11 protein-coding genes are annotated in these 13,396 nt (G+C 77.7%); 2 read left to right on the top strand and 9 right to left on the bottom strand.

Annotated elements, in window-relative coordinates:
- Positions 1–168: 168 nt before the first annotated feature.
- The gene (lipA, locus tag ACRYR7_RS20050) at positions 169–1,170 is read right to left on the bottom strand and encodes a lipoyl synthase (RefSeq protein WP_432573882.1); all 1,002 of its coding nucleotides are present in this window, start codon (positions 1,168–1,170) and stop codon (positions 169–171) included.
- A gap of 52 nt (positions 1,171–1,222) precedes the next feature.
- A complete protein-coding gene (locus ACRYR7_RS20045; RefSeq protein ID WP_432573881.1) occupies positions 1,223–2,644 on the bottom strand; it encodes a serine hydrolase domain-containing protein in 1,422 nt (473 codons plus the stop codon).
- Between the two features lie 51 nt (positions 2,645–2,695).
- Between ACRYR7_RS20045 and ACRYR7_RS20040 the strand changes: the two genes are divergently transcribed.
- Positions 2,696–3,619 carry an LLM class F420-dependent oxidoreductase gene (locus ACRYR7_RS20040; RefSeq protein ID WP_432573880.1) on the top strand — a complete coding sequence of 308 codons (924 nt, stop codon included), beginning with the start codon at positions 2,696–2,698 and terminating at the stop codon, positions 3,617–3,619.
- A gap of 24 nt (positions 3,620–3,643) precedes the next feature.
- On the opposite strand, the gene lipB is transcribed toward ACRYR7_RS20040, so the two are convergent.
- The 3 genes from lipB to ACRYR7_RS20025 are packed head-to-tail and all read right to left on the bottom strand — an operon-like array spanning position 3,644 to position 6,457.
- A complete protein-coding gene (lipB, locus tag ACRYR7_RS20035; RefSeq protein ID WP_432573879.1) occupies positions 3,644–4,318 on the bottom strand; it encodes a lipoyl(octanoyl) transferase LipB in 675 nt (224 codons plus the stop codon).
- A gap of 41 nt (positions 4,319–4,359) precedes the next feature.
- Positions 4,360–5,094, bottom strand: a complete 735-nt coding sequence (locus ACRYR7_RS20030; RefSeq protein ID WP_432573878.1) for a Type 1 glutamine amidotransferase-like domain-containing protein — start codon at positions 5,092–5,094, stop codon at positions 4,360–4,362.
- The gene (locus ACRYR7_RS20025; protein ID WP_432573877.1) at positions 5,084–6,457 is read right to left on the bottom strand and encodes an NAD(P)/FAD-dependent oxidoreductase; all 1,374 of its coding nucleotides are present in this window, start codon (positions 6,455–6,457) and stop codon (positions 5,084–5,086) included. Before ACRYR7_RS20025 ends, ACRYR7_RS20030 begins: the two co-directional genes overlap by 11 nt.
- Before the next feature lie 68 nt (positions 6,458–6,525).
- On the opposite strand from ACRYR7_RS20025, the gene ACRYR7_RS20020 reads away from it, so the two are divergent.
- Positions 6,526–8,649, top strand: a complete 2,124-nt coding sequence (locus tag ACRYR7_RS20020) for a serine/threonine-protein kinase (RefSeq protein ID WP_432573876.1) — start codon at positions 6,526–6,528, stop codon at positions 8,647–8,649.
- Positions 8,650–8,731: 82 nt separating this feature from the next.
- Here ACRYR7_RS20020 and ACRYR7_RS20015 read toward each other — a convergent pair whose 3' ends face one another.
- The 4 genes from ACRYR7_RS20015 to ACRYR7_RS20000 all read right to left on the bottom strand — a co-directional run bounded on the left by ACRYR7_RS20015 (position 8,732) and on the right by ACRYR7_RS20000 (position 13,287).
- Positions 8,732–9,679, bottom strand: coding sequence for a TIGR01777 family oxidoreductase (locus ACRYR7_RS20015; RefSeq protein WP_432573875.1), 948 nt, complete (start codon positions 9,677–9,679; stop codon positions 8,732–8,734).
- 90 nt (positions 9,680–9,769) lie between these two features.
- Positions 9,770–11,296, bottom strand: a complete 1,527-nt coding sequence (sucB, locus tag ACRYR7_RS20010) for a 2-oxoglutarate dehydrogenase, E2 component, dihydrolipoamide succinyltransferase (protein ID WP_432573874.1) — start codon at positions 11,294–11,296, stop codon at positions 9,770–9,772.
- A gap of 105 nt (positions 11,297–11,401) precedes the next feature.
- On the bottom strand, positions 11,402–12,781 hold the full coding sequence (gene lpdA, locus ACRYR7_RS20005; protein ID WP_432573873.1) for a dihydrolipoyl dehydrogenase: 1,380 nt from the start codon (positions 12,779–12,781) through the stop codon (positions 11,402–11,404).
- Between the two features lie 155 nt (positions 12,782–12,936).
- Positions 12,937–13,287: a hypothetical protein gene (locus ACRYR7_RS20000; RefSeq protein WP_432573872.1), complete on the bottom strand. Its 351-nt coding sequence runs from the start codon at positions 13,285–13,287 to the stop codon at positions 12,937–12,939.
- Positions 13,288–13,396: the final 109 nt, after the last annotated feature.

The following is a 13,396-nucleotide window of genomic DNA, read 5'->3' as shown; positions in this document are numbered from 1 at the left end:
GGGGGTGGGGCCGCGCCCGCCTTCGGGGCGGGGGTCGCGCCCGCGCGCGTATAACGTGGTGCATTGCTTTAAAGTATCGGGCGCGGGCCCACCGCCCCCCGCCCGCCCGGCGGTGCGCCGGGCGGGCCGGGGAGCGGTGGGGGGAGCGGGCTCAGCGGGGCCGCGGGCTCAGCGGGCCAGCAGGCTGGAGGCCTCCTGGGCGGCCGGCACCTCGCGGTCCAGGTGCGCCAGGTGCGCCGGGACCTGCGCCCCGCGCCGGCGCGTCGCCTGCGCCCACAGCCGCCCGGCGCGGTACGAGGAGCGCACCAGCGGCCCGGCCATGACGCCGGAGAAGCCCAGCCGCTCGGCCTCGGCGGAGAACTCCACGAACCGCTCGGGCTTGACCCAGCGCTCCACCGGGTGGTGCCGCGGGCTGGGCCGCAGGTACTGGGTGATCGTGACGATGTCGCAGCCGGCGCCGCGCAGGTCCGCCAGCGCCTCCACGACCTCCTCGTCGGTCTCGCCCATGCCCAGGATGAGGTTGGACTTCGTCACCAGGCCCGCGGCGCGGCCCTGCGCGATGACGTCCAGGGAGCGCTCGTAGCGGAACGCCGGGCGGATCCGCTTGAAGATGCGCGGCACCGTCTCCACGTTGTGCGCGAAGACCTCCGGGGCGGCGTCGAAGACCTGCTGCAGCAGCTCGGGGCGGCCGTTGAAGTCCGGCACGAGGATCTCCACGCCGGTGCCCTCGTTCAGGGCGTGGGTCTGGCGGATCGTCTCCGCGTACAGCCACGCACCGCCGTCGTCGAGGTCGTCGCGCGCCACCCCGGTGATCGTGGCGTAGCGCAGCCCCATGGTGCGGATGCTCTCCGCCACCCGGCGCGGCTCGTCGCGGTCCAGCGGCGAGGGCTTGCCGGTGTCGATCTGGCAGAAGTCGCAGCGGCGCGTGCACTCCGAGCCGCCGATGAGGAACGTCGCCTCGCGGTCCTCCCAGCACTCGTAGATGTTGGGGCAGCCGGCCTCCTCGCAGACCGTGTGCAGGCCGCCGCTGCGCACCAGGCCCTTCAGCTCGGTGTACTCCGGGCCGGTGCGCGCCCTGGTGCGGATCCACGACGGCTTCCGCTCGATCGGCGTCTCCGCGTTGCGCGCCTCGATGCGCAGCATCCGCCGTCCCTCGGGTGCGATCGTCACGCGCTCAGGGTACGTCCCGCCCCGCACCGCCCGGCGCGCGCCGTGGGCGGGGTCACGGGCGCCAGCCGCCCGGGTCCACCCCGCCGGGCACGTCCGCGCCCGGGTCGTAGGGGATGCGGGTCAGCCGGAAGCTGGCCAGGTCCAGGTGGCTCACCGCGCCGTCCGCCCCGCGCACCGGGCGCAGCACCTCCCCGGCGTAGTACTCGTCCAGCCCGCGCCAGGCCCCTGCGCCCGCCTCGCGCGCGAAGCGCGAGGAGCGCGCCGGCCCCGTCATGCCCGTCAGCTCCAGCGAGCCGTCCGGCCCCGCCCGCAGCAGCAGCGGGGTCGGCCCCCAGTACCAGGGGCCCACCAGCTCCAGCACGTCCGCCCCCACCGCCCGCGGCCGCCACGGGCGCGGCGGCGCCGGCTCGGCGTCGGTGAACGCCGCCAGCAGCCGCACCCCCAGGTCGCCGGGGCCGGTCGTGGAGTTCGTCAGCACCACCACCGCGTCGGAGGTCTCCACGTCCACGCGCAGCAGCGCCACGAACCCCGGCATCGAGCCCGAGTGCCCCGCGAACCGCCGGCCGCCGGCGTTCCACACCTGCAGGCCCAGCCCGTAGCCGGCGCCCCACGCCGCCCCGCGCGCGTCGTCCACGACCTGCGGCTGCCACGCCGCCCGCACCGTCTCGCGGCGCAGCACCCCCGCCCCGTGCGCCACCGCCCCGGCCCAGCGGGCCAGGTCCTGCACCGTCGACCACAGCTGCCCCGCCGGCGCCATCGCGCCCGCGTCGTGCTCCGGCTCGGGCAGCAGCACGTCCGCCCACGGGTGCACCGCGAAGCCCCGCGCGGCCGGCTCCTGCGGGCGCGCGCTCGTGCGGTCCATGCCCAGCGGCCGCAGGAACTGCGCGGCCACCACCTCGTCCCACGCCGCGCCGCGCACGCGCCCCAGCAGCTCGCCCAGCACGCCGTAGCCGACGTTGGAGTAGTGGAAGCGCACCCCCGCGCGGTGCCGCAGCGCCCCGGGCCCCAGCAGCGGCAGCAGCTGCCGCCAGTCCCCGCCCGGCGTGCGCTCCCACCACGGCCCGTCCGTCTCCGCCTGCAGGCCCGAGGCCTGCCCCAGCAGCTGGCCCACCGTCAGCGCGCCCACCCCGTGCGCGCCCAGCTCGGGCAGGTGCCGGCCCAACGGGTCGTCCAGGCCCACCAGCTCGTCCTCCACGCAGCGCAGCACCCCGGCGGCCACGAACGTCTTGGTGATCGAGCCGATGCGGTACTGCGTGCCCGCCGTCGCCGGCTCGGCGCCCAGCGGGTCCACCACCGCGGTGCCCGCCGCGCCGGACCACACCAGCCGACCGCCGCGCACCACGCCCGCCACCACCGAGGGCAGGCGGTGCCGCGCCTGCGCGCCGGCGAGCAGGTGGTCCAGGGCGCGGGCGGTGGACGGCAGCACGGGCAGCGCGGACGCGGCGGCGGGCGGGTCGGCGGGGGAGCTGGTCACGCGACGACCCTGCCAGAGCGCGGTCGGCCGGCGCCGGGCAGGATCGGCGTCGTGGACCTGCGCATCTTCACCGAACCCCAGCAAGGCGCCAGCTACGAGACCCTGCGCCGCGTCGCCGTCGCCTCCGAGGAGGCCGGCTACGACGCCTTCTTCCGCTCCGACCACTACCTGACGATGGGCGGCAGCGGCCTGCCCGGCCCCACCGACGCCTGGACCACCCTGGCCGCCCTGGCCCGCGACACCTCCCGGGTGCGCCTGGGCACCCTGGTCACCTCCGCGACCTTCCGCCACCCCGGCGTCCTGGCGATCCAGGTCGCCCAGGTCGACGAGATGTCCGGCGGCCGCGTCGAGCTCGGCCTGGGCACCGGCTGGTACGAGGAGGAGCACGCCGCCTACGGCATCCCGTTCCCGCCGCTGAAGGAGCGCTTCGACCGCTTCGCCGAGCAGCTGGAGGTCGTCACCGGCCTGTGGCGCACCCCCGTCGGCGAGACGTTCGACTACACCGGCGAGCACTACCGGCTCGAGGGCTCCCCGGCGCTGCCCAAGCCCGTCCAGGCCAAGGTGCCGATCATCGTCGGCGGCGGCGGCAAGCGGCGCACCCCCGCCCTGGCCGCCCAGCACGCCGACGAGTTCAACCTGCCCTTCGCCGAGCTGGACGACACCCGCGCCGCCGTGCAGCGCGTGCGCGAGGCCTGCGAGGCGCGCGGCCGCGACGCCGGCGAGATCACCTTCTCCGCCGCGCTGGTGCTGTGCTGCGGCCGCGACGAGGCCGAGGTCGTGCGCCGGGCGCAGGCCATCGGCCGCGAGCCCGCCGAGCTGCGCGAGCACGGCCTGGCCGGCACGCCCGCCGAGGTCGTCGACACCATCGGCCGCTACGCGCAGGTGGGCATCACCCGCTTCTACCTGCAGGTCATGGACCTGTCCGACCTGGAGCACCTGGACCTGGTGGCCCAGGAGGTCCGCCCGCAGCTGTGAACCGCGGCGGCGGGGCCGGCCGGGTCAGCCGGCCAGCCCCGCCGCCGGCAGCAGCTCCTCCACGACGGCCGCCGCCTCCAGCACGCCCACGCGCCGGCCCGAGGCCGACGACAGGCTCGCCACGCCCGCGTCGGGCAGCCCGCACGGCACGATCGACCCGAAGCCGCGCAGGTCGGTGTCGCAGTTCAGCGCGAAGCCGTGCATCGTCACCCCGCGCGCCACGCGCACCCCGATCGCGGCGACCTTCGCCTCGCACCGCCCGCCCGGCACCGCCGGGGCGTGCGTGGCCACCCACACGCCGGTGCGCTCGGGCACCCGGAACGCCTCCACGCCGAAGCGCGCCGCCACGTCGATCAGCAGCTGCTCCACGCGGCGCACGTACCCCACCACGTCCATCGGCGAGCGCAGCCGCACCAGCGGGTAGCCGACCAGCTGCCCCGGCCCGTGCCAGGTGATGCGGCCCCCGCGGTCCACGTCGACCACCGGGGTGCCGTCCACCGGCCGCTCCCAGGAGTTCGTGCGCTTGCCGGCGGTGTACACCGGCTCGTGCTCCAGCAGCAGCACCGTGTCGCCGCGCTCGCCGCCGGCGACCTGCGCGTGCAGGGCGCGCTGGCGCTCCCACGCCGCGCCGTACTCCACCAGCGCCTCGCCCAGGTCCCAGCGGCTCACCGCCGGAGCGTCCGCCCGCACCGTCGTCACGCGGGCAGCCTACGTCCGCGCCCGCGCGCGCCCGGCGCGCCTCAGGACGGCAGCCGGCGCGGCTCCAGGCGCGTCTCGACGACCTCGCCGCCCTCGCGGCGCACCACGTACGCCCCCTTGCCGTCGACCTCGGCCACCGCCTCGACGAGCTCGGTGCCGGCGTACACCAGCCCCACCCCGTCGTCGGTGCAGTGCGTCTCGCCCAGGGTGCCGTCGGCCACCAGGGCGTGCACCAGCGGGCGCCGGCGCGCCTCGGAGTCGTAGTGCACCCCGTTGCCGTACGGCAGCAGGCCCAGCCCGTCGGTGACCGCCCGCAGCTCCGGGCCGAAGGAGTCCGTCGTGCCGCCGGTGAACCAGCAGATCGAGCCGGCGCTCACCCCGCCCAGGACGACCCCGGCCTCCCACGCGGCGCGGAACGCGCCCTCCAGCCCGTGCACCCGCCACACGGCCAGCAGGTTCGCCACCGACCCGCCGCCCACCCACACCACGTCGCGGTCCAGCAGGTGCAGCGCGACGTCGTCCACCGAGGGCATGGGGAACAGGTCCAGCACCGTGGTCTCGAACCCGGCCCGCTCCCCGGCGGCGTGCACCTCCGCCGCCCAGGAGCGCTGGTCGCCGCCCGCGGTGCCCAGGTACGTCAGCCGCGGCCGGCGCGAGGACGGCACCCGCGCCAGGCGCACCGCCTCGTGCGCGGTGCCCGCCCAGTCCAGCCCGCCGCGCTCGCGGCGGCGCCAGCCGCCGGAGGTGGCCACGATCGTGGGCCGCTCAGCCGGCACGGCGGCGCCCCATCCCCAGCCGGTTCAGCACGCCGTCGGCGGCCCGGCGCCCGGCCACCAGCGCCCCCTGCTGCGAGGGGTTCTCCCGGTGGTCGCCGGTGACGAAGATCCCGTCGCCGACCTCCACCGGGCGCGGGCCGTCGAAGGGCGGCTCCAGCACCGGCAGCGCGTGCGGCAGGTCGTGCACGGCGATCAGCTCCCACCCGGAGGTCGCGGCGCCGTAGACGCGGCCCAGCTGCGCGCGCACCCGCGCCTCGGTCCCGGCGGAGGTGTCGCTGCCCAGCAGCAGGGCGGCGACCAGGCCGCGCCGGTCGCCGGCGGGCACGTAGCTGGGCGCCACGGCGGAGACCACCGCGGTGTTGACCACCGGGCCGCTGCGGTCGCCGTCCAGGTGCAGCAGCCGCTCGCGCGAGGCCGGCGCGGGGGAGGAGGGCGTGACGTACCAGAACGCCGACAGCGCGTGCGCGTCCGGCACCGCCGAGCGCGGCACCAGGTGGGCGGCCGCGCCGCCGTCGGTGGCCACGACCACCGCCTGCGCGTTCACCCCGCCCGCCGTGGTCTCCAGCACGATCGAGCGCGGCGCCAGGCCGAGGTGGCGCACCTCGGTGCCCAGCACCACCGAGCCGGGGCGCAGCTGCGCGGCGAGCGCCTCGGGCACCGCCTGCACGCCGCCGGCCGGCAGGCCCGGCGTCTCGCGCAGGAAGCTGCGCACCACCAGGTCCACGAAGCGCCGCGAGGTGGTGCCGTCCACCTCGCCGAGCACGCCGGCCAGGAACGGCTCGATGACCGACCACCGCAGGTCCCCGTGCACGCCGGCCTCGTCCAGGGCCTCGGCCCAGCCGGTGTCGGGGCCCTTGAGGTCGCCGGCGCTGAGCACCCGCGCCACCCACCGCGCCACCGCGGCCTTGTCCTTGACGCCGCCCAGCGGGAAGCGCAGCGCCTCCACCACGCCCGCGGGGTGCCGGCGCGGGTCGCGCACGGCGGCCACCCGCCCGCCGCGGTGCACCGCCACGCCCGCGTCGAACGGCTGCAGGCCCAGGGCCGCCACGTCCAGGACCTTGTGCAGCTCCGGGTACGCGGGGTTGATCAGCTGGAAGCCGCGGTCCACGCGGAAGCCGTCGACGACGTCGGAGCGCACGCGCCCACCCACGCCGTCGGAGGCCTCCACGACCGTCACGTCCACGCCCGCGTCCGTCAGGTGCTTCGCGCAGGCCAGGCCCGCGAGGCCGGCCCCCACGACGACGACGTCGGCGGAGGGCGGCAGCTCCGGGGAGGGGACCGCGGGGGAGGGCGAGGCCTTCCCCGACGGGATCGCCGGGAGCAGGGGGTCCGACCGCTCGAGGGACGTGGCGCTGGGGATCACCCCCCGAGCGTATCGAGGCTGTGGATGACGGGCGCGACCATCCCGCCGCGTGCGGTTCCCTGTCCCGCGTGCTCCTCGACGACCCCCTCGACGGCCGCCCCGGCGACGGCCCGCACCCCCGGCCCGGGACGGGCGGCCCGGCGTCCGTCCCCGGGCCCGCCCCGGCCCCGGGCGTGCGGTCCGTGCGCCGCGGCCGGCACGCCGACGACGGCGACCCCACCGGCACCTCCACCGGCACCTCCACCGGCACCTCCGGTGGTCTCGACGGCGCCGGCGGGGTCGCCGCCGAGGCCGGGGTGCCGGCGGTGCCCGGGGTGCTGCCCGTCGCCGGCGGTCTGCGGGGGGCGGTGCGCGCCGCCCGGCGGGTGGCGCTGGCCGAGCTCGACGAGGACCCGCGCCGGCGGCCGCCGCGGGTGGACGGCTACGAGGTGCGCCACCTGCTGGGGGCCGGCGGTTCGGCCGTGGTGTGGGCCGGCGCCGGCCCGGACGGCGTGCTGCGCGCGCTGAAGGTGCTGCAGCCGCTGGCGGACGCCCCCGCCGCGGGCGCTGACGGCGGCGGTGGTGGTGACGGCGCCGGTGACGGCGGTGAGCTGCTGCGCGAGCTGTCCCTGCTGCGCCGCGTGCGCCACCCGCGCGTGGTCGCCGTGCACGACATCTCCCGCGACGAGCGCGACCGGCCGGTGCTCGTGCTGGACCTGGCCCCCGGCGGCAGCCTGGCGCGGGTGCTCGAGCAGCGCGGCCGCCTGGGCGCCGCCGAGGTCGTCGGGCTGCTGTCCGTGCTCGGCCCGGCGCTGGAGGAGCTGCACTCGGCGGGCGTGGTGCACGGCGACGTCGCGCCCGGCAACGTGCTGCTGGACGCCCGCGGCGAGCCGCTGCTCGCCGACCTGGGGCTGGCGCGGGCGCTGGGCCGCCAGCACGGCAGCGTGCTCGGCACCCCCGGCTTCGCCGACCCGGCCGTCGTCGCCGGCGGCGACCTCGGCGCCGCGTCCGACGTGTACGGCCTGGCGGCCGTCGCCTGGTGGGCGCTGACGGGTGCGGCGCCCCCGGCGGGGCCCGGCGGGGTGACGCGGTGGTCGGCGCGCCGCGCCGGCTCCGCCCTGCCGCACGGCACCTCCGCGGAGCTGCTCGCGGTGCTGCGCGAGGGCCTGCACCGCCGCCCGTCGCGCCGCCCGACCCCCGGGGAGCTGGCGCAGGCGGCCGAGGGGTGCGCCCGGCCCCGCCCGGTGCGCGCGGCCGGGCGCGGCGCCTGGGCGACCGAGCCCGCCCGCCGGGGCCCCGCCGCGGACGCCGGCGCCCTGGACGCTGCGGCCCCGGACGCCGGGACCCCGGGCGCCGAGACCCCGGACGCCGTGCGCCAGCCGGTCCCGGTCACCCGGCCGGTGCGCGGGGCGGCGCCGCCGCTGCCCACCGCCGGCCGCGACGGCGAGGACGGCGAGCCCGCCGGGATGCGGCGCCCGGGACGTGCGGGACGTGCGGGACGACCGGGCGCGGGGCGAGCGGCGGAGCGCTCCGCGACCCGGGGCCGGGTGCCCCGCCGGCTCGCCGCGGGCACGGCCTGCGCGCTGGCCGTGGCGGCCGGCGCCGCGGCGGTCCTCGCCCTGCGCCCGCACGCCCCCGCGGGCGGCGCGGGCCCGGCGGCCCGCCCGGTGGCCGGCGAGCCCGCCGCGCCGGCGGCCGGGGCCCAGGAGGCGGCGGTGCCCGCGCCCTCCCTGCCGTCCGCACCGTCCGCGCCCTCCCCGCCGTCCGCGCCCTCCGCGGGCGGCCCGCGCGGTGCGGTCGGTGCGGACGGTGCGGCCCGGGTGGGCGACGAGGTGCTGCGCGGCCAGGACGCGGCCGCGGCGGTGCGCGAGCTCGCGGCCCGGCGCGCGGAGGCGCTGGGCTCGCTGGACGCGGCGGCGCTGGCCGCGGTGGACGCCCCCGGCTCGCCGGCCCTGTCCGCCGACCAGGCGCTGCTGGCGCAGGTGGGCGGTGCGGGCAGCCGCTGGTCCGGGCTGGCGTTCGAGGTGCTGGACGTGGCGGTCGAGGAGCGCGCCCCGGAGCGCCTGGTGGTGCTGGCGAGCGTGGTCACCCAGGCGCACGAGGTCGTCGGCGCCGACGGGGCGGTGACGAGCGTGCCGGCGGCGGCGCCGCGCAGCTCGCGCCTGACCCTGGTGCGCGTCGAGGGCCAGTGGCGCGTGCAGGCGGTGGGCTGAACCCGGCCGCGGGTGGTGCGGCGCGCGCGGCGCCGCACCCCGGGCGCGGTCGGGGCGCGGTCGGGGCGCGGTGAGAGCGCGGTCAGGCTGCGGGGCGCGCCCCCGCCAGCCAGCCGGCCACGGCCCGCGCGTCGGGGTGCTGGAAGCGGAAGCCCGCCTCGAGCAGGACGCGCGGGACGACCCGCTGGCTGGCCAGGACCTCCCCGGCGAACTCGCCGAGCGCGACGCGCAGCGCCGCCGAGGGCGCCGGCAGCAGCGCGGGGCGGTGCAGCGCCCGGCCCAGCGCGCGGGCCACCGCGGCGTTGCGCTCCGGCTGCGGGCAGGCCAGGTTCACCGGCCCGGACACCGGCTGCTCCAGCAGGAACGTCAGCGCGGCGATCTCGTCCGGCGTGGAGATCAGGCTCCACCACTGCCGGCCGGAGCCGAGGGGGCCGCCCGCGCCGAGGCGGAAGACGGTCAGCAGCCGCCCGAACGCGCCGCCGCCGGGGTCGGCCAGCAGGCCGGTGCGGGCCAGCGCCACGCGCACCCCGGCCTCGGCGGCCGGCTGCGCGGCCTCCTCCCAGCGCGCCACGACGTCGGCGAGGAAGCCCTCGCCGCGCGGCGCGTCCTCGGTGAGCACCGCCTCCCCGGCGTCGCCGTAGGCGCCGATGGCCGAGGCGTTGACCAGCACCCGCGGCGCGGTGTCCAGCGCGAGCAGCGCCCGCACGAGGGTGCGGGTGGAGTCCACCCGCGAGGACAGCACGAGCCGCTTGTACTCCTCGGTCCAGCGGCGGTCGCCCACCCCGGCGCCGGAGAGGTTCACCGCGGCGTCGACGGCGCCCAGCGCGGCGGGGTCGAGCTCGCCGGCCGCGGGGTCCCAGCGGACCTCCCCGGCCGCGCGCGGCGCGCGCCGCACCAGGGTGACCACCTCGTGGCCCTGCCCGCGCAGGTGCCGCACCAGGTGCCCGCCGATGAGGCCGCTGGCCCCGCTCACCACCACGCGCACGACGCTCTCCTCTGTCCAGGGCGGGTCCGGCGCGGCCTTCTCCACGGCGGTCCCCGCGACGGGCGGAGCCCCGCTCCCGGTGGGGAACGGGGCTCCGCGCTGCTCGGTCCGGCGGCCGGGGCCGCCGGGAGGGGCTCAGAGCCCCAGTTCGCCCTCGAAGGCGCCGCCCTCGATGCGCTTCTTGATGGTCTGCAGGAAGCGCGCGGCGTCCGCGCCGTCCACGATCTGGTGGTCGTAGGACAGGGCCAGGTACATCATCGAGCGGATCGCGATCGTCTCCTGGCCCTCGTCGTCGGTGAGGACGACGGGGCGCTTGACGATCGTGCCGGTGCCGAGGATGGCCACCTGCGGGGCGTTGAGGATCGGGGTGTCGAACAGGGCCCCGACGCTGCCGGTGTTGGTGATGGTGAACGTGCCCCCGGCGAGGTCGTCGGGGGTGATCTTGTTGCTGCGGGTGCGGGCGGCCAGGTCGGACACCTTGCGGGCGATGCCGCCGATGTTCAGGTCGCCCGCGTCCTTGATGACCGGGGTGATCAGGCCCTTGGGGGTGTCCACGGCCAGCGAGATGTTCTCGCTGGCGTGGTAGACGATGCTGTCGCCCTCGATGCTGGCGTTGAGGGTGGGGTGCTGCTTGAGCGCCTCCACCGCGGCCTTGACGAAGAACGGCAGGAACGTCAGCTTCGCGCCCTCGGTGGCCGCGAAGCCGTCCTTGGCGCGGGCGCGCAGCCGGGCGATGCGCGTGACGTCGACCTCGATGACGGTGGTCAGCTGCGCGGAGTTCTGCAGCGACTCCTTCATGCGCTGGGCGATCACCTTGCGCAGCCGGGACATCTTCTCGGTGGTGCCGCGCTTGGCGGACACCTCGAACGCCGGGGGCTGCTGCCGGGCGGGCGCCGCGGCGGCGGGGGCCGGCGCCGGGGCGGCCTGCTGCTGCGCGGCCTTCTCGGCGGCGGCGGCCTTCTCGGCGGCCGCCTTCGCCTCGTCGGCGGCGGCCTGCACGTCCTGCTTGCGCACGCGCCCGCCGACACCGGTGCCGGTGACGGTGGACAGGTCCACGCCCAGGTCCTTGGCCAGCTTGCGCACCAGCGGGGTCACGTAGGTGCTGCCGCCCGTGGGCTGCGGCGCCTCCTGGCGCGGGGCCGGCACCTGCTGCGGCGCCTGCTGCTGCGGCGCCTGCTGCTGCGGCGCCTGCTGCTGCGGCGCCTGCTGCTGCGGCGCCTGCTGCGGCTCGGGAGCGCCCTCGCCCCGGGCGTTGCCGGGCTGGGTGGCGGCCTCGGCCTGCTGCCGGGCGGTCTCGCGCTCGGCGACCTCGTCGGCCAGCGACTCGCCCTGCGCGTCGGGCTGCGTCTGCAGGGGCTCCGCCACGGGGGCGGGGGCCTGCTCGGGGGCGGGGGCGCTCTGCTGCGGGGCGGAGCCCTGCTCGGAGGCGTCGCCCACCCGCGCCAGGTCGGTGCCGACCTCGACGGTCTCGTCCTCGCCGACGAGGATCTCCAGCAGGGTGCCGGCCACGGGGGAGGGGATCTCGGTGTCGACCTTGTCGGTGGACACCTCCAGCAGGGGCTCGTCCACCTCGACGGTGTCGCCGACCGACTTCAGCCAGCGGGTGACGGTGCCCTCGGTGACGCTCTCCCCGAGCGCCGGCATCTGCACCGGGTTCGACATCTGTTCGGTTCTCCTCACGGACGGACGTGCTCCGGCGCCCGGAGGGACGCCGACGGGTTCGGGCGGGACTGCGGCGGGGCCGCGCCGACGCGGCCCCGCCGGTGCTCAGGAGTGCGAGTGCAGCGGCTTGCCGGCCAGCGCCAGGTGCGCCTCGCCGAGTGCCTCGTTCTGCGTGGGGTGGGCGTGCACGAGGTTCGCCACGTCCTCGGGGAAGGCCTCCCAGTTGACGATGAGCTGGGCCTCGCCGACCTGCTCGCCCATGCGGGAACCGACCATGTGCACGCCGACGACCGGGCCGTCCTTCTGGCGCACCAGCTTCACGAAACCGGTGGTCCCGATGATCTGGCTGCGGCCGTTGCCGCCGAGGTTGTACTCGACCACGTCGACGTCGCCGTACTTCTCGCGGGCCTTGGCCTCGGTCAGCCCCACGGAGGCGACCTCGGGCTCGGAGTACGTCACCTTCGGGATGCCGGTCTCGTCGATCGGCGCGGGCTCCAGGCCGGCGATGTCCTCGGCGACGAAGATGCCCTGCTGGAACCCGCGGTGCGCCAGCTGCAGGCCGGGCACGATGTCGCCGACGGCGTACACGCCCTCGACGTTGGTGCGCAGGCGCTCGTCGGTGAGGACGAACCCGCGGTCCATCGACACGCCCTGCTCCTCGTAGCCCAGGCCGGCGGTGTTCGGGCCGCGGCCCACGGCGACGAGCAGCAGGTCCGCCTCGAACGTCTTGCCGTCCTCGAGGGTGACGACCACGCCGGAGTCCGTCTGCTCGGCGCCCTTGAAGCGCACCCCGAGGGAGAACTTGATGCCGCGCTTGCGGAACGCGCGCTCCAGCGCCTTGCTCGAGGCCTCGTCCTCCAGCGGCACCAGGTGCGGCAGGGCCTCGACGATGGTGACGTCGGCGCCGAAGGACTTCCAGACGCTGGCGAACTCCACGCCGATGACGCCGCCGCCCAGGACCACGACGGAGTTCGGCACCGAGTCCAGCTGCAGCGCCTGCTCGCTGGTGATGACGCGCCCGCCGACGTCCAGGCCGGGCAGCGAGCGGGAGTAGGAGCCGGAGGCGAGCACGACGTGCTTGCCGGTGTAGCGCTGCCCGTCGACCTCGACGGTGTTCTTGGCCACCAGGCGGCCGGTGCCCTGCACCAGCTCCACCTTGCGCGACTTCACCAGGCCCTGCAGGCCCTTGTACAGGCGGGAGACGACCCCGTCCTTGTACTTGTTCACGCCCGCCATGTCGATGGACTCGAAGGTGGCGCGCACGCCGACGGCCTCCGACTCGCGGGCGGAGTCCGCCACCTCGGCGGCGTGGATGAGGGCCTTGGTGGGGATGCACCCGCGGTGCAGGCACGTCCCGCCCAGCAGGTCCTTCTCCACGAGGGCCACGGACAGCCCGAGCTCGGCCGAGCGCAGGGCGCACGCGTAGCCCCCGCTGCCTCCTCCGAGGATGACGACGTCGTACTCCTGGCCGGCGGCACCTGCCACGAAAAGCTCCTAGGTCGGCTGTGCGGGGGACTGCTCAGCGTGATTCTGTCACCCCAGCCCGCACCGGGGTCCAGCGGGCGGATGTGACGGGCCCCACGCACGACGGCGGCGGCACCCCGTGGGGTGCCGCCGCCGTCGTGGGGGACCGGGTGCGCTCAGCGCTCGCGCTCCCGCGCGTCGACGACCGACTCCTTGCGGGCCTCGACCGCGGACTCCTTGCGCGCGTCCACGACCGACTCCTTGCGCGTGATCACCGACTCCTTGCGGGCCTCGACCACGGACTCCTTGCGCGCGACGACGGTGGACTCCTTGCGGGCCTCGACCACCGACTCCTTGCGCACGACGACGGCGGACTCCTTGCGCGCGTCGACCACCGACTCCTTGCGCACGACGACGGCGGACTCCTTGCGGGCGTCGACGACGGACTCCTTGCGGACCTCCACGACGGCGCCCGAGGGGGCGGCCGAGGCGACCGCGGCGGTCGCGAGACCGCCGCCGGCGAGCACGGCGGAGGGGGGGGGGGGCGGCGGCGCGCGCCCGGGGCGGCCGGGCGGGGCGGGGGGGGGCGGGGGGGGGGGGGGGGGGGGGGGGGGGGTTGTAGCTCCTGGGGGTGCT

The sequence above is a fragment of the Kineococcus gurbantunggutensis genome (genome assembly GCF_050871925.1).
In the GTDB taxonomy this organism is placed as follows: Bacteria; Actinomycetota; Actinomycetes; order Actinomycetales; family Kineococcaceae; genus Kineococcus.
This window is presented reverse-complemented; position numbering and strand designations above follow the sequence as displayed.